This is a genomic window from Streptomyces sp. NPDC031132 (genome assembly GCF_055570595.1).
Genome location: NZ_JBVIGX010000068.1, coordinates 1,169 through 15,215, shown reverse-complemented (window position 1 = coordinate 15,215; position 14,047 = coordinate 1,169). Strand labels below are relative to the sequence as shown.

17 protein-coding genes and 4 pseudogenes are annotated in these 14,047 nt (G+C 68.0%); 5 read left to right on the top strand and 16 right to left on the bottom strand.

What is annotated here, in order from left to right; genetic code table 11:
- From ACZ49B_RS38445 to ACZ49B_RS38430, 4 genes and pseudogenes are all read right to left on the bottom strand, one after another.
- Window positions 1-188, bottom strand: a pseudogene (locus tag ACZ49B_RS38445) (DEAD/DEAH box helicase); the annotation flags it as partial.
- Window positions 189-417: 229 nt separating this feature from the next.
- Window positions 418-621, bottom strand: coding sequence for a cold-shock protein (locus ACZ49B_RS38440; RefSeq protein WP_468315792.1), 204 nt, complete (start codon window positions 619-621; stop codon window positions 418-420).
- 321 nt (window positions 622-942) lie between these two features.
- Window positions 943-1,569, bottom strand: a complete 627-nt coding sequence (locus ACZ49B_RS38435; RefSeq protein WP_468315789.1) for a restriction endonuclease — start codon at window positions 1,567-1,569, stop codon at window positions 943-945.
- A 74-nt stretch (window positions 1,570-1,643) separates the two neighbouring features.
- A complete protein-coding gene (locus ACZ49B_RS38430) occupies window positions 1,644-1,946 on the bottom strand; it encodes a hypothetical protein (RefSeq protein WP_468315786.1) in 303 nt (100 codons plus the stop codon).
- Between the two features lie 337 nt (window positions 1,947-2,283).
- Between ACZ49B_RS38430 and ACZ49B_RS38425 the strand changes: the two genes are divergently transcribed.
- Window positions 2,284-2,499, top strand: a complete 216-nt coding sequence (locus ACZ49B_RS38425; protein WP_468315783.1) for a DUF6243 family protein — start codon at window positions 2,284-2,286, stop codon at window positions 2,497-2,499.
- A 114-nt stretch (window positions 2,500-2,613) separates the two neighbouring features.
- On the opposite strand, the gene ACZ49B_RS38420 is transcribed toward ACZ49B_RS38425, so the two are convergent.
- A complete protein-coding gene (locus ACZ49B_RS38420) occupies window positions 2,614-2,793 on the bottom strand; it encodes a hypothetical protein (RefSeq protein ID WP_468315781.1) in 180 nt (59 codons plus the stop codon).
- A gap of 333 nt (window positions 2,794-3,126) precedes the next feature.
- Here ACZ49B_RS38420 and ACZ49B_RS38415 point away from each other — a divergent pair, with 333 nt between their 5' ends.
- Complete coding sequence (locus tag ACZ49B_RS38415) at window positions 3,127-3,576, top strand: hypothetical protein (RefSeq protein ID WP_468315778.1); 450 nt, start codon at window positions 3,127-3,129, stop codon at window positions 3,574-3,576.
- A 245-nt stretch (window positions 3,577-3,821) separates the two neighbouring features.
- On the opposite strand, the gene ACZ49B_RS38410 is transcribed toward ACZ49B_RS38415, so the two are convergent.
- From ACZ49B_RS38410 to ACZ49B_RS38390, 5 genes and pseudogenes are all read right to left on the bottom strand, one after another.
- Window positions 3,822-4,001, bottom strand: coding sequence for a hypothetical protein (locus ACZ49B_RS38410; protein ID WP_468315776.1), 180 nt, complete (start codon window positions 3,999-4,001; stop codon window positions 3,822-3,824).
- A 131-nt stretch (window positions 4,002-4,132) separates the two neighbouring features.
- Complete coding sequence (locus ACZ49B_RS38405; protein ID WP_468315773.1) at window positions 4,133-4,276, bottom strand: SMI1/KNR4 family protein; 144 nt, start codon at window positions 4,274-4,276, stop codon at window positions 4,133-4,135.
- A 486-nt stretch (window positions 4,277-4,762) separates the two neighbouring features.
- Window positions 4,763-5,542: an alpha/beta fold hydrolase gene (locus ACZ49B_RS38400; protein ID WP_468315770.1), complete on the bottom strand. Its 780-nt coding sequence runs from the start codon at window positions 5,540-5,542 to the stop codon at window positions 4,763-4,765.
- A gap of 81 nt (window positions 5,543-5,623) precedes the next feature.
- Window positions 5,624-5,938, bottom strand: a pseudogene (locus ACZ49B_RS38395) (transposase); the annotation flags it as partial.
- A gap of 27 nt (window positions 5,939-5,965) precedes the next feature.
- Entirely contained in the window at window positions 5,966-7,165 is a 1,200-nt protein-coding gene (locus tag ACZ49B_RS38390; protein ID WP_468315767.1) for a PP2C family protein-serine/threonine phosphatase, read from the bottom strand.
- 504 nt (window positions 7,166-7,669) lie between these two features.
- On the opposite strand from ACZ49B_RS38390, the gene ACZ49B_RS38385 reads away from it, so the two are divergent.
- A complete protein-coding gene (locus ACZ49B_RS38385) occupies window positions 7,670-8,938 on the top strand; it encodes an ATP-binding protein (RefSeq protein WP_468315764.1) in 1,269 nt (422 codons plus the stop codon).
- Here the strand turns inward: ACZ49B_RS38385 and ACZ49B_RS38380 are convergent.
- The 4 genes and pseudogenes from ACZ49B_RS38380 to ACZ49B_RS38365 form a co-directional block, all read right to left on the bottom strand.
- Complete coding sequence (locus ACZ49B_RS38380) at window positions 8,935-9,207, bottom strand: hypothetical protein (protein WP_468315761.1); 273 nt, start codon at window positions 9,205-9,207, stop codon at window positions 8,935-8,937. The genes ACZ49B_RS38385 and ACZ49B_RS38380 overlap by 4 nt on opposite strands.
- 52 nt (window positions 9,208-9,259) lie before the next feature.
- A complete protein-coding gene (locus ACZ49B_RS38375) occupies window positions 9,260-9,526 on the bottom strand; it encodes a hypothetical protein (protein ID WP_468315759.1) in 267 nt (88 codons plus the stop codon).
- Window positions 9,527-9,621: 95 nt separating this feature from the next.
- A complete protein-coding gene (locus ACZ49B_RS38370; RefSeq protein WP_467951263.1) occupies window positions 9,622-9,810 on the bottom strand; it encodes a hypothetical protein in 189 nt (62 codons plus the stop codon).
- A gap of 5 nt (window positions 9,811-9,815) precedes the next feature.
- Window positions 9,816-10,390: pseudogene (locus tag ACZ49B_RS38365) on the bottom strand (DUF5994 family protein).
- Window positions 10,391-10,676: 286 nt separating this feature from the next.
- Between ACZ49B_RS38365 and ACZ49B_RS38360 the strand changes: the two are divergent.
- Window positions 10,677-11,151 (top strand): annotated as a pseudogene (locus tag ACZ49B_RS38360) (DUF5994 family protein).
- Window positions 11,152-11,321: 170 nt separating this feature from the next.
- Here the strand turns inward: ACZ49B_RS38360 and ACZ49B_RS38355 are convergent.
- Together ACZ49B_RS38355 and ACZ49B_RS38350 are read right to left on the bottom strand one after the other, a co-directional pair.
- Window positions 11,322-11,522: a hypothetical protein gene (locus ACZ49B_RS38355; RefSeq protein ID WP_468315756.1), complete on the bottom strand. Its 201-nt coding sequence runs from the start codon at window positions 11,520-11,522 to the stop codon at window positions 11,322-11,324.
- Window positions 11,523-12,227: 705 nt separating this feature from the next.
- Entirely contained in the window at window positions 12,228-12,566 is a 339-nt protein-coding gene (locus tag ACZ49B_RS38350; protein ID WP_468315753.1) for a MerR family transcriptional regulator, read from the bottom strand.
- A 980-nt stretch (window positions 12,567-13,546) separates the two neighbouring features.
- Between ACZ49B_RS38350 and ACZ49B_RS38345 the strand changes: the two genes are divergently transcribed.
- Window positions 13,547-13,906, top strand: coding sequence for a hypothetical protein (locus ACZ49B_RS38345; protein WP_468315750.1), 360 nt, complete (start codon window positions 13,547-13,549; stop codon window positions 13,904-13,906).
- Window positions 13,907-14,047: the final 141 nt, after the last annotated feature.

The window sequence follows — 14,047 nt, the reverse complement described above, 5'->3', positions numbered from 1 at the left end:
AACTCGCCCTGGACCGCAGCGGGCCGGCGGCCGTAGCCGCCCGAACGGCTCGGACTTCCGGAACGGCTCGGGGTGGAGGAGCCGAAGCGGCCGCCTCGAGGCGAACCGGCGCCGCCCGCGCCGAAAGCGGAGCCGCCGGTGCGGCTGCGGGTGCGGGAGGAACGCTCGTTCGTACGTACGGGGTTCATTCAGAACCTTCCTTGACACGGCACGCATCAAGGAACTCCCGCAGCGGAAGAGCAGCGCAGGGAATTACCGGAACGGGCCGAATGGAATGCGAAAGTGAATCTGGCCTACGGAAATCTGCAACCGTGAATACCGCGTCCCGCGGGAGAGGCCACTGCGGGAAATGTGCGGGTGCAGCTGGGGCCCGCACCCCGAGGGATGCGGGCCCCAGCTGCAAAATGCGCGTCAGTGTCAGGCGGGAACGATGTTCTCGGCCGTCGGGCCCTTCTGGCCCTGCGCGATGTCGAAGGTCACCTTCTGGCCTTCCGCCAGCTCGCGGAAACCTTGGGCGGCGATGTTCGAGAAGTGGGCGAACACATCGGCGCCGCCACCGTCCTGCTCGATGAAGCCGAAGCCCTTTGCTGCGTTGAACCACTTCACGGTGCCAGTAGCCATGTCATATCTCCTTTGAGGCAGTACACCGGAATCCGCGCCATGCGGACACCGTGTCGCCGCGATGATGCCCCGCCCGGAGAAATGACCGAGAAATATAAAGCGCTTCCGTGCGGCGCGGAGGCCGACTGGATACGCTTGAAGTTTTTGGGTACCAAAACTGCAACTGACATCGACAGTAGCACGCCGCAGTGGCTCGTGTGCGCTGAATATTTCCACCTTATGCGCGGTGGTAAAAAGTCTCCCTGCGGGGTCCCTCAAACTCTCAGACCGCGGGCACAGATATTGATTCGTTCTCGATCAAGCGTGGTCTCGTTCCGTCGATCAGGACAGAGAGCCGGGCTTGCGAGGTGGTGGAACGGCCCGCAGCAGTTCCCACAGGGGGCGGGAGCCGCCGGCCCACTGGGCGAGGAGGTGGCGGTCGACGAGGTGGAGGCGCTGGGACTTCGCGAAGTCGAGGGCGGGGCCGGAGAAACGGCCGTTGGTGAGCATGACCAGGACGTCGCCGCCGTGAATCTGACGACCGGTGCCGTTGAGGACGTGAAGGTCGGGTGTGCCGATCGCCGATCCGGACCAGCCGGCCCTGCGGTGCTTGCACTGGATCACCCAGCGGCGCCCGTAGGGGTCGGTGGCCTTCACGTCGGCCCCGTTGTCTCCCCGTCCCCCCACCTTCTGCGCGTCGGAGCAGCCGTCGCGGTGCATGAGGTCCCGCACGGCGAACTCGAAGTCGTTGTGGTGGAGGCCGTCGAGGTGCTCGACGGCGTAACGCAGGCCCAGGGACCGCGCCTGTTCCCAGCGGGCCGCCTCCCGCCGTCGCCACACCCGGAAGCCGCCTGCGCAGGCCGCGGCCGGCAGCAGGAGGGCCACGACCCACGGGTGGGCGGCCAGCCAGTTCAGCAGCGCCACGATCAGGCTGACGACCACCAGAGCCGCGAGCCCGAGGAAGACCAAGCCTTCGGAGCCCGAATTCTTGCGGCGACGCGGGGTGCGGCTGCGCGTACGTCGCCTCGCGGGCGGACGCCGGGTCACCGGCCGCTTCCCGTGCCAGGGAAAACGATCGGGTAGGAGACGGTCGGCGTCGGCCGGGGCTGTTCCCGCTCGTCCCAGGCCGGCCATTTGATCGGGTAGACCACCGTCGACTGCGGCTGGGGTAACTCCCCTCCGGGCGCCGCCCCCGAGCTTGCGCTCGTCGTGCCGTTGCCGAAGACGAATACGCCGACCACGAACATGCCCAGCAGCGCGCTCTCGCGCCGAGCACCCGCCGGTAGCCGGACATGACCGCTCACCGGAGTGCCGTCCGACCGCACGTATTTCTTGATCCAGGGCACAGCCGTATCCCCCTCATCACTCGCGTTGCGCCTCCCTGCGCAACCGACCCATGAAAGCAGCTACCCCTGACAACGCGTCATGGTTCGATCGCAATTCGTGATGCCGCCACGGGCGCGGCCTGCCCGCGGCGCCCGTCGAAGGCCCGGCCGACACCGGGGCGGCGAAGGGCTTGGTGTGCGGGGCCGACGGAACCGGGTAACGTCATTGGCATGTTCTTCCGGACGCCGATTTACGAGTGAGAGCGTGACGGGCCCCTGCTGACGCCCTTCGACGTCGCCGCGCCCGTCCCCCACCGATGCATCCGTAGATCACTTCGCATCCTCACCTGGAGAACCCATGACCGTGAGCAAGAACATCAACAACCCCGTGGGCATGGGCGGCGGCCAGCGCAAGAGGCTGTCCCGCGCCGAACGCCAGAACAACGGTCCGCACCGCAACCTCGACCGCCAGGGCGCCGCCGACCAGAAGGCGGAGCTGGTGCGCAAGATGCGCGAGAAGGCCGCCGCAACCGAGGGCGCCGGGCAGACGGACGACGCCACCGCCCAGAGCTGAAGCACCGCCCGCAGGGCGGCCCCGGTCCGCGGACCGGAGAGTCAACTGACGACGAAGGCCCAGGTCTCTGACCTGGGCCTTCGTGTCTGAGCGGATGCCGGCAACCGAACCCGCTCAACACGCTTGGGAATCACCGATGCCCAGCTCAATCATCTTGCTTCTGACCAGCGAAAACATGCCCTGGCGGCCGTCGTCCCGCAGGCTCGTGGTGGTGTCGTCGGCAGGCTGCCCCAGGTACGCACGCATGACCTGGTCCAACTCAAGGTGCTGCCGGTCGTGTTCGAGGAGCTTCACGGACGTGCTTCGCCAGGTCGTCGAGGATCTCCTTGGCGACCTTCTACGTGGCGCGGTGCAGCTTGTCCGCGCAGGCTCCGGCCTGGCCGGCAGGTGACGGGACACATGATCGACGATCACCGCCACGGCGACCGGCAGCTAGGTGTTCAGCTCCTGGAGGGTGTTCAGGTGGTGCATGCCTACGGCTACGGGCAAGGGCGGGGCAGCGAGTCCGCGCCGGAAATGCGGTGCGGCCCGGCGGCCCGTTCACCGGTGAGGCCTGGGTGAGCCAGTTCCTCCGACTGGACTCCAGGAGAGGCCAGAGCGCGTGCGCAACGGGAAGGGTAAGAACAGATGACCGGGATCGAAAGCCTGTGGGAAGACTTTGAGCTCCCCAGTAAGGATGCACTCCACTACGCCGACGGGCACTCCTATGATGTCGCCCTCGACCGCTCCGCACCGAGGGGTTTCACGGTGCTTGCCCCCTTCGATCTCAATGAGATGCTGGAAAGCGATCCGTCTTGGGTGTCTTCGGTCGATGGGCTTTCCGCCGTAGACCTGGGAGAGAAGGGGCTGCTGTGGGGCGGTGAGGGTTCGTACGGTTCGGAGGGGTTCATCGCACGTTTGACTTTTGATCGTGCGTTGATTTGGGCAATGTTCTTTAGGGAATCCAATCCGTTTGATCGGATTCAGCTGTCCGGAAACGTTGCTGTCTTTACGTCGACCTCGGGGTTCAAGATTTCAGTCGACATCGACGATCCGAGAATCCCAATCTCTGGACCCGTGTCGCATCGAACGACGTAAGGGTCGCCCCCGCCCAAGAAGGGCGATGCGGGCGCAAGAAGCAGGTTGTATGGGTCCGGTGTAGGTGTGCAGCGTCGCGAAGCCGACGCTGTGCCCTGCATCGCGGCAGCGGGTGGTGGGTGTGCTGCCGTAAGGCGCGCGCGGAGCGCAAGTCGGCGCCGTTGCGCATTTCATGGCGTTCGCAGTACCGCGTCGTCCCCATCCTGTCAGGTCTCGAGGCGTCGCTCGGTGCGCACGAGCCACCTTCAGCACCAGTGCGCGACGTCATGCCCGGTCGGTTCGAGTCCTCGGTCCATCGGTCTCAGATCCTCCCGGTGCCGGCCCGTGATCACCATCAGGGACGCATAGCAGCCCTGCTCGCCGAGGAACACCGCCCCCGCCTCCTGCGCGTCGTACAGCTCCTCGCAGCGTGCATCCCAGGCCACGTACGCGCGACCGAACTCTCTCGATCGCGGTGAGCCCGCTTCGCAGCGCCTCGGCCACGAAGGGGCGTCCGGCGAACTCGGCGGTGGTCGGCTGTGCGGGGAAGGCCGGCCCGATGCCGGGCCACTGCCACCTACCGTTGCCTATGGTCGGCGTCATCAGGCCGCAGTCGGGGGCCTGCTCCCCCTCCTCCGACGCGGAGCAGGAAACTCCGATACTGCGCTGGCAGACTGACGCGTAGGTCCGCTTCCAGCGCTCGGATCTCTGTTTCGCTCATGACTGGAGGCGAAAGCCATGCGCCCGTGCCCCGAAGGTCTTGTCTGCTCTGGGGTGTTCGGCAAGCCGAAGTACCCGCTCCCGCACTCCCATCCACGTTTCTTCGCTTTGCTCACGGGGGCTAAGAGGTGCGCAAGTGGTGCGCGCCTCCCGATTAGGTCTAGACAACGATAAAGGCCCAGGTCTGTGACCTGGGCCTTCGTTCAAGAGCGGATGACGGGAATCGAACCCGCGCTATAAGCTTGGGAATCACTCGGCACTTGAGGTTCGTTAGGGTTCTGACCTGCGAAGATGTGCCTTTCGAGGTTGATTCCGAGGGTTCCGGACCGTCCTCTGCTGACCGCTGTTTACCGCCCTGACTGGCACGTAGTGGCACGCGCCGCTCAGAGTGCTTGGCCGGCCTGACCTACCTACTGAAGTTGAATGCGTGATGTCGGCCTGATCGGGATCAGCTGTCCATGATCAGGCCGACATCACGCATTCGACTTCAGTGGCGGCTGAGGAATCCTTCGACCGCTGTCGCCAGGGCCTCCGGGCTCTCGTCCGGGGCGAAGTGGCCGGCGTCGTCGAAGACCTCGAGCTCGGCGTTCGGATACCACTGCAGCCAGGTGGACCGCATGGTGTCGGGGCCCATCGCCGGGTCGTTCGCACCGGCTACGACAAGCACCGGGGTTGGATTTCCCTCGATCCGCTCGTGGATGTCGGAGCCACGAGTCCAGGATTCGAGGTACGAGCGCAGGGCCGCCGACGAGGAGCGTTCAGAGCCGCTCACTCTGGCATCCAGCCATGCATCGTCGTGCCGGCTGCCGGTGATGACGTCGAAGATCGTCCTGCGGTTGCCGGAATCCTCCACGGCCCCGACGAACAGGTCCCACATCTCCCCTTCAAGTGGGAACCCGGACGCTGGTACCGGCGAGATGCCGACGATCGAGCGGACCCGCGAGGGGGCGTCCAGCAACATCAGCTGGGCCGCCTTGCCGCCCATGGAGTGACCGATGACCGAGAAGGTGTTCCAGCCGAGGTCGTCGGCCACGGCGAGGGCGTCCGCCGCGATCTCCTCCATCGTGTACGTGCCGGGGGTGTCCATCGCCTCGCCGTACCCACGGCAGTCCACGAACGCATAACTGAACGCGCTCCCGTCCAGGTACCGCCGCAGATCGGCGAAACTCGACCTGTCGCTGAGCCAGTGGTGGAGTGCGAGGACCCGCTCCGGACCGCTGCCCTGCACCTCGTACGGAATTACGTGTCCAGCTGCATGACCTGTCACAACGTTGGGTCTCCCTCTCCGGGCCGGGCCGGAATCCCGCCGGCTTGAGACTTCGCCCCAACGGCGTATGCGTGATGCCGGTCAGCCGTCCATGATCAGGCCGGTGCCGGCCAGGCAGCCGTCGACCAGGTCCGGGCGGTACTGGATCTGCTTGAGCTTGTGCTTGACGGCGCGGGTGATCTGGCCGAGGTTGGCTGCGGCCAGGTTGCCGATGTCGCGCTTGACCAGCGACCAGATGCCCTTTTGAGGGTTCAGGTCCGGCGAGTAACTCGGCAACTGGAAGACAGCGAGCCAGTCCGCGTGGTCGGCGATGAACTCGCGCATCGGTTCGACCAGGTGCATACGCAAGTTGTCCCACACGAGCACGATCGGGCCGCCGAGCTGAATGTGGGCCCTACTGGCACGTTGTGGCACGGCCTTCCGTCATCCGCGCCACTCGAGCAGGACGAGCGTCGCGTCGTCCGAGGTGGTTTCGCCGCGTGCCCGCTTGAGGGTGTGCGACAGGTCCCGAGCCATCGTGCGGATCCCGTGGTCAGCCTGCTCCAGCTGGTTCACCCAGTCGATCAGCTGCTCCTCGCCGAACTGTTCCTGCCCGCTTTCGTGTTCTTCGATCAGGCCGTCGGTGAAGCAGAGGACGCGGTCGCCCGGCTCCAGCGCCACCGCGCTGACCTGCGGCTGGGCCCCTCCGAAGCCGACGGGGAGGGTCGTGGGGCTGTCCAGACGGCGTACGACGCGGTGCGCGCGGATCAGCATCGGCGCGGGATGCCCCGCGTTGACCCACTGGAGGCGCCCCGTGTCCGTGTCCAGACGCATCATCTGGGCGGTCACGAAGTGGTCCGGGTCGAACTGCTCGGCGACGGCCCGGTCCATGAAGAGGTAGATCTCGGACAGTTCGATGCTGATCCTGCGGGCGTGGCGGTACGCGCCGATGGCCACCGTGGCCATAGTGGCCGCGTCCAGGCCGTGCCCCATGGCGTCGACCATGGCGAGGTGCAGGACATCGCCGTTCAGGGCGTAGTCGAAGCTGTCCCCCGCCACGGCGTAGGCGGGCTCCAGGACTCCGGCGACCGCGACGCGCGGCATCACCATCGACAGCGGTGGCAGCAGCGACCACTGGATCTCCGCGGCGACGCTCATCGGTTCGCTGCGGCGGGTCCGGAAGAAGAGGTCGGTGTAGCCGTTCTTGGTCTCCAGCAGGTCGGCCGCCAGGCCCGCGATCCTGCACAGGAGGCGGCGGGCGTCGTCGTCGATCACGTCCAGGGTGACCGCGAGGACCCCCACCTGGTCGCCGCCGTCCAGCAGGGGCAGGTGGACCCGTACGCCGTCGGGCGTCAGGACTTCGACGGGGCGTGACTCCAGGAAGCACCGGCCGGCTTCGGACCGGTCGATGGGCTGCGGGTCACCTGCGGCCACGCCGCCGGCGGGCAGGGGGACCAGCTGTTGCTGTCCGTAGTCCTGGAGCAGGATCTGTGGTTCGCGGCCCCCCATCCGGGCCAGCGTCTCGGCGACGAGCGGGACGACCATGTGCGGCGCCAGCTCGTGCGCCCGGTCCAGGAGCGCCCCGAGCAGTTCCTCCCCGAAGCTCTCCGAGAGGTCCGGGTCCCCGCGCCCTACGACGGTCATCCTGTTGCCTCCAACCGGGCGGCGGGCCGGCGTCCGGCTGCACGGGCGGCGTGGCCTCCAGGATGCTCCCCCGCGACCGGGCACGCCATACGGCTTCCGCGCCCGGCGGCCTCCACGTTCCGGATTCCCCGGTGGGCCGGTTCACGCAGGGCTTGCACGGTCGGGTCCCGTCGCCCGCCGGCGGGCCTGACCGGCTGCTACCAGGCATTTTCCTGCCCGCGGTGGTGAAGGGATTCGTCTGGTGACAAACCAGCCCCAGGTCGCTGACCTGTGGCTTCGTCATGGAGCGGACGACGGCAACCGAGGTGGGCTCTGCCGCCGTGAGGTGTCGCTGTGCCGTCCAGTGCCGCCGGCCTGAAGGGGCCGTGCCAGCACGCTCCCCGGGCGGTCCGCGGCACCGGCGTTGCCGTGGAGGCCCTGGACCACACCGTTCGCCCGGTCGATGTGCGCGCCCCGCGCACATCGACCGATGATGGGAGTACGGCCGAACATGCGGAGCTGACCATGACGGGTTGGCGTGTCAGGGAGTACACCCAGGATGATCTCGAAGCGGTGATCCGAGTCGACGCGGAGAGCGGCACGGCCGAAGAGCCACCTCTCTTTCCGCTCTCGGACGCCGTGGCGGCCCTCCAGGCTCTCCACCCTGCGGTGGTGGCCACCGCGGACGAGGTGGTGGTCGGCGCCGCGGTGAGCAGGGTGGAGGGTGACCGGGCGTGGATCCTGCGCATCAGCATGGCGCCTGCCTGGCGTCACCAGGGGCTGGGCAGCGACCTGATCACGGCTCTGGAGCACCGGCTGTTCGCCGGTGGTATCCGAACGGTGCACGCGGTCCTGCCCGACGGCGAGACCGGTGCCACCGCCCTGCACAACTGCGGCTTCGGCGCCCGTCCGGGCATGGTCTTCTTCGAGAAGCGCGGGCGAGTGACCCCTCAGGCGGTCAGCATGCTCGCGTCGCTGGGAGCGGAGCTGCCGCCCGGAGGACTGTGGCAGAAGGTCGCGGGCATGGAGAGGGAGAAGGAGCTCATCGAGCGGCGGCTCGTGCTGCCGCTGGCCCATCCCGAAATGGCCGCCCAGCACGGAGTGGAGCTGCCGCGGGCGGTGATGCTGTTCGGTCCGCCGGGGACCGGCAAGAGTACGTTCGCGCACGCGATCGCCAGCCGTCTGGGATGGCCGTTCCTCGAACTGTTCCCCGCCCGGCTGGCCGCCGAGGACGGTCTGGCCAGCGGGCTGAACCGGCGCTTCGACGAGATTGCCCGGCTCGACCACGTCCTGGTCTTCATCGACGAGGTTGAGGAGATTGCGGGGACCCGAAGCGGCGCGGACGCGACCGCGGTCGGCGTCGTCAACGAACTGCTCAAGGCGATCGTCCGGTTCCGGGGCCAGGACGGGCGGCTGCTCGTCTGCGCCACGAACGACGTGACCACGCTTGACTCCGCGTTCCTGCGGCATGGCCGTTTCGACTACGTTCTGCCGATCGGCCCGCCCGACGACCGCGCGAGGACCGCGCTGTGGCGGAGCTACCTGGCCCGAGCGGGCGCGGAGGCCGACAGCGCGGTGCTGGCGACCGCCAGCGAGGGGTTCACCCCTGCCGACATCGCCCATGTGGCGCGTACCGTCTCCCAAGTCCAGTTCGAGCGCACCTTCGACACCGGAACCCGCGCCCGCCCCACCACCGAGGACTACCTGGGAACCATCGGCGACACCAGGCCCACGGTCAGCGCCGCCATGGCTCAGGAGTTCGCCCACCAGACCGAGGAGTTCGCCCGCATCTAGGCCGTCTCTTCCTCCTCGGCCTCCATGCGCCGGATTCCCTCGTGGGTGAGGGTGACCATCGCGGGGGTGTTGCCGGGTTCCCAGTCGACGGTGATCAGCCCTTCGCCCGCCAGGTAGGTGCAGGCGGCGGCCAGGTCCTGTTCCGGGACGTGGAGGTCGCGCCGCAGCTGCGCCCCGGTGATACCGAGGAGGCGGTTGCCTTCGACGGCTTCGTACAGGACCCGGAGCACCTGAGCGCGGTAGGTCTTGCGTTCGCGCAGCGTGGCCATGACCGCGTCCTTTCGTGCGTGTGCGGGTGGGCTCCGGGCCGGTCGGGGCTTCTCAGATCTCGTCGGAGTGGGCGATGGCGCCGACGGGGGACCGGCCGGCGGCCACCCATGAACGGGTTGGGTCGGCGGGTGTTGCCGTGTCCACTGTGAGGTGGAGGCGGGTATTGCCGTCGAGGGCGGGGTAGCTGTGCTGTTCCGTGCCCGCGAACCAGTGACGCAGCGCCTCCGCAACTGCTCGGGCGGCTTCGGGAGTGTGCGCGATGATCCGTACCTCGGCGTGCCCGAGCGATGGCCGTGCCTGGTTCTCGATGTACTTCACGTGGGCGTGGTTCCCTTCGGGGTGGGCGAGAGGCCGGCGGTTCGGGGCGCCGTGACGCCCCGACCGCTGCCCCCGGTCGGAGGAAGGTCCCTTCCTCACCGGTCGGCATCCGTGTGGTGGGCTCGACGACCGGTGTCGTCCGGCAGGCCGGGAGGCCTCGGCAGGGGGGTGCTGAAGCGGTAGGCCTCGATCCGCGCGTCGTGCTGGGCGTTGAGCAGGTGGATCCAGCGCATTCCGATGGCGATCGCGAGGATGATCACCGCGATGAGGACGATGGTCTCCACGGAGCTCACCGCCAGCCGTTTCCGGGCAGGGGGAGGGCGCTTCGGCCCATCGAGTTCCCGAAGGGGGACATGCAGGCCCCGCCTTCGCTCTCCCAGGTGGCTTCCCGGCGGCGGGCGTCGCGGATGCCGCGCCCGATGACGGTTTCGTTGGCGATCAGGACGCCTGCGGTCAGGACGCTGCCGGGGATCGCCGCGGCGGCCATCAGACGGGTGCGGCGGCGGGTCCGGTCTCGGGCGGGATGACGAGGAGGTCCCAGCGGCCGACCGTGTAGGAGAGCAGGATCAGCTTGTCGGGGTCCTGTTCGGTGAACCAGCCCACGTGCAGCACGCGCCCGCCTACGGGAACCTTGCGCGGTACGACGGGCCAGCACATGGGGTTCACGGTGACACGGGTGACGCGGCCCCAGGGTTCGTCCAGGGCGGCGACGAGCGGTGGAAGCTCGGCTTCGAGGTCGCGGGAGTAGGGCCACCAGGCCCCGTCCAGCTGGCCGGCGAGCGTGGTCCTCGGGGCGAGGGACAAGCGAGCCGGGAACTCTGAGGCGAGGTCGCGGGGCGCGGTCCGGTCGAGGGTGGTGGTCATGGTGTGGACCTGCCCCCGGACCGCCCGTCGGCAGCCCGGTTTTTAGGCGATCGCCAGAAATGACACCCGCGTGAAAGCGGGTGCGCGAAGTACTCCCGGTGCTTTCACTGTACGCCTGTTCGGCGGGCTATGGCCGGTCTGACCAGGTATTTTCCGGCGGGTGATGGAGTGGGCGACGGGAGTACCGTGAAAGGACGACAGGCCCGCGCACGTCGCCCGACCGGCACCGGCACCGGTGCCGACCTGCGACGCAGTACGGCCGCACCCCGTGGACGGGCGGACCCGCATGGCTGACTCCGACATCCCCCACACATCCCCACTGCTCCTGCCGGATGCGATCCACCAGGCGATCAAACCGGGTACGGCTCTGCTGCGGCTGGAGACCACGCGGTCCCGGGAGGGGCTCCTGGACGGCGCGTGGTGGCCGCGCACCCGCGACATCGGAACCGAGCTGCCCGCGCTGATCAGCGTGTTGACCGGGCATCTCGGACCCATCACCCGCGTGGGTGTGGACGCGTCCGCCTGGAACGACCTCCCGCCCCGCCTGGTCGTCGACGGCCAGGTCGTGCACCTCGATTCCGACCCGGTCGGCGACGACACCGTCCTGGTCACTCGCGGCCACAACGACCACTTCGCCCTGCTGGTGGTTCCCCCGGACACCACCCGCCGACGCGGCCCGCGAAGCGATGACCCGCGCCGTCCGCGCCGACAACATCACGCAGGCCGCTCAGATCCTCATCGCCCACCACACCCGAGCCTGAGGACGCGCCGCCGATGCGGCAGGCTGATCCCGATCCTCAGGCCGAGCCCCCCAGCGCGGCGGCCCCGTGGCGGGCGGCCCGCTTCTTCGGCGTCGGGTGGGATGCGACAGAGCCGGTCGGAGTGACGGTGGACCGGCCGGGTCCTGGGCGTATGAGCGTTGGTTCGCTGGTCAAAGCCCCTCGTCGTGCAGGTCCTCTTCGCGCAGCAGGTCGTTCTCACGGCGGCTCGAGGTCTCCTTCCGGCCGGATTTCTGTCTCTTCTCGCGGGACGACTTGCCCGGCTGGGGCTGCGCGGGGTCTCCCGGGCGATGGTGTTCCTGCGCCTCACGGCCCTTGCCCGGCTGCTGACTCTTGTCCTGCCTGCCATCCATGACGGCGACTCCTCTTGATGCATGGGTACGGATTCCTCTCGGATCACGCTGACACGCACAGGGACGGTCTGCATCATGTCGCCTGCGAGCCGAGGCACACGGATGACGCCCCACCCCGCCCGTCGGCCTCACAGCGCACGTGGAAAACCGCGCCCGCGCTTGTCCGGCAAACGCTCTACCCAGCGGCGGAGAGGGACGGCAACGAAGAGGTCCGGAGCGCCGCGCGCGGCGAACGCAAGGACTACTCCTGTGAACGGGTTCCCATCGCGAAGGGGGGCATGCAGGGGTCTTTCGAGCGACGCACAAGCCGTCCGGCACGATCGTGGCGCTCAAGAAGCTCCACGAAAAACACCCAGGAGCGCTGGGACGGGGGCTGGTCGCGCCTCGGCCTGCGTCCCTCGAGCGCCGGCGCCTAAGGACGGTCTACGGTGGCGAGTGAGGAAGGGCAGGTTCTACGACGTAGTCGGTGTCCGTCGTCAGGTGGAGACGGATGCCGCCTTCGGGACGAAGCGAGGCCCCAACGGGTTGGGGCGTCCCGGGTGTCGGGGGCGCGGAAGGAACCGGGCAGTGGTCCAGCCGGGCGGCGCACGGCACCCACCTGGGCATGCGCGGCGCTGCCACGGGCGCGGATCTCCCCCGGGCATCCGCGCATGAGTACGCCTTCGTCAGGGCTCCGGGTCGTATCCGACGGCCGGCGAGTTCACCTCAGTCCGAGGCCAGCGGTGGGGATGACTCGGCGGCGCGGCGGTATTCGGCGTTGATGCGCTGGGCTTCCTCGAGTTGGTCCTCGAGGATGATGATGCGGCAGGCGGCCTCGATGGGGGTGCCCTGGTCGACGAGTTCCCGGGCGCGCGCTGCGATGCGCAGTTGGTAGCGGGAGTATCGGCGGTGGCCGCCCTCGGAGCGCAGCGGGGTGATCAGACGGGCTTCGCCGATGGCGCGCAGGAAGCCCTGGGTGGTGCCGAGCATGGCGGCTGCCCGCCCCATCGTGTAGGCGGGGTAATCGTCGTCGTCAAGACGGCCGAACGAGTCGTCTGCTGTCATTGCACCTCTCTCGTGGAACGCATGGAGGGGCCCTGGTGCCGTACGGCACCAGGGCCCCGAAGGAACTACTACACCATCTGTCGGCCCTGATACTGCGCCGACCTCATGTTTCCGCCGACCCGGCCGTGATGCTGCCGGGAGTGCGGGGATCGCGGATGCGTGACCGGAGACCACCTCGCTATCGATGTCCTGCGGTACCCGGGCTCAAGGCTCCGCCCGGGCGATCCTGATGGTGCTCGGCTCCTCCGTTCTTCCCTCGGTGATCAACTGCTTACTGCTGGTACTGCTGGTACTGCTGGTGGCCTGACCTAGCGCCACTCTTCGGCAGCCAGCCCCGTCGCCCATCCTGCGTCTGCTCTGGCTTAGAACCCCACTGCCGAACTTCCCGGTGCGCGCGCCCGCAGCCGACGCCTTCACCGAGGTGCTGCTCACTTACTTCACTGCTGGGTACTGCGAACTGCACTTACGGGTACTGCCACTGCGTTAACTGCGGTACTGCTCTCGGCGGCCCCTGATGACTGCGGGCCACCCGGTCCGGTCGTCAGCCCCGTCGCCGTCCTGCAAAAACCCTGGCTTCGGAACTCCACCACCGCACCGTCATGCGAACTGCAACTGCGGGTACTGCTGCCCGGCAGTTCGTCTCTGCCAGGCCTTGCTGTCTCTCTGGGCTACGAGAGAAACCATAACTACGTCACCCCTCAATGTCTACTCCGGCCGCCATAGATTTTCGTGCCCGCCGAGGAGAGCTAGACGTTCGCGGTCGACCCGGATGCGCAGAGCAGCCTGCACAGCAGATCAGGGGCTCGGGCCTCCTGTCCTGTGCGGCCATACCGGAAAGTTCGGCTGGCCCATGGTCACCGCACGCCCGAGCAACCGGTGTCACCCGTCGGGCCTCCGGCGGGAAGGCGGTGAGTGCTCTTCTCGACCGGTAGTCCTCCCGGTCGAGAGAACGGGACGACCGGTGCATAAAATCGGCTCCCATGTCGAAGCCTGACGAGCTGCTCGTTGACGTTGCCACCCTGGTGGAGTCCGGGCAAAGCAATCAGATGTCCCTGACCGTTGTCACCGGTGGCGCTGTCATCACCGGTCGGCTGGCACCCGAAGCCGTGTGGAGGCAGCGGGTGTCGGAGGTCCTGACGGACTCCGCCCGCCTGGGCGAGTTCGCCGCCATCTTCACCGCCACGACACCCGAAGAGGGGCCGCCCACTCATCTGCACTTCCATGTGGCCCGCATCCTTCAGGGCACGGTGGGGATCCCGGAGACGGGTGGGATGTATCGCGTCTCGATCGCGGATGTCAGCGCCTGGACCATGGGCGACTTCAGCTACTCCGACCACTGACCCGGCATTCGTGTAACCCCCGGTATGCGAGGAGGGGGGGGGAAGGAGGGGGGGGGAGGGGAATCACCGGCGGTTGGGGGGTGGTGGTGGATGGGTAACTGCAGCCGGAAAGTGAATAGGGGCCGAGGCAGACAGGAGGAC

What these genes read in the sequence shown, in the direction of transcription:
- ACZ49B_RS38440 (WP_468315792.1), bottom strand. Translation starts at nt 621, where the DNA reads ATGGCTACTGGCACCGTGAAGTGGTTCAACGCAGCAAAGGGCTTCGGC.
- ACZ49B_RS38425 (WP_468315783.1), top strand. Translation starts at nt 2,284, where the DNA reads ATGACCGTGAGCAAGAACATCAACAACCCCGTGGGCATGGGCGGCGGC.
- ACZ49B_RS38415 (WP_468315778.1), top strand. Translation starts at nt 3,127, where the DNA reads ATGACCGGGATCGAAAGCCTGTGGGAAGACTTTGAGCTCCCCAGTAAG.
- ACZ49B_RS38405 (WP_468315773.1), bottom strand. Translation starts at nt 4,276, where the DNA reads ATGAGCGAAACAGAGATCCGAGCGCTGGAAGCGGACCTACGCGTCAGT.
- ACZ49B_RS38390 (WP_468315767.1), bottom strand. Translation starts at nt 7,165, where the DNA reads ATGACCGTCGTAGGGCGCGGGGACCCGGACCTCTCGGAGAGCTTCGGG.
- ACZ49B_RS38385 (WP_468315764.1), top strand. Translation starts at nt 7,670, where the DNA reads ATGACGGGTTGGCGTGTCAGGGAGTACACCCAGGATGATCTCGAAGCG.
- ACZ49B_RS38380 (WP_468315761.1), bottom strand. Translation starts at nt 9,207, where the DNA reads ATGGCCACGCTGCGCGAACGCAAGACCTACCGCGCTCAGGTGCTCCGG.
- ACZ49B_RS38355 (WP_468315756.1), bottom strand. Translation starts at nt 11,522, where the DNA reads ATGGATGGCAGGCAGGACAAGAGTCAGCAGCCGGGCAAGGGCCGTGAG.
- ACZ49B_RS38350 (WP_468315753.1), bottom strand. Translation starts at nt 12,566, where the DNA reads ATGACAGCAGACGACTCGTTCGGCCGTCTTGACGACGACGATTACCCC.
- ACZ49B_RS38345 (WP_468315750.1), top strand. Translation starts at nt 13,547, where the DNA reads ATGTCGAAGCCTGACGAGCTGCTCGTTGACGTTGCCACCCTGGTGGAG.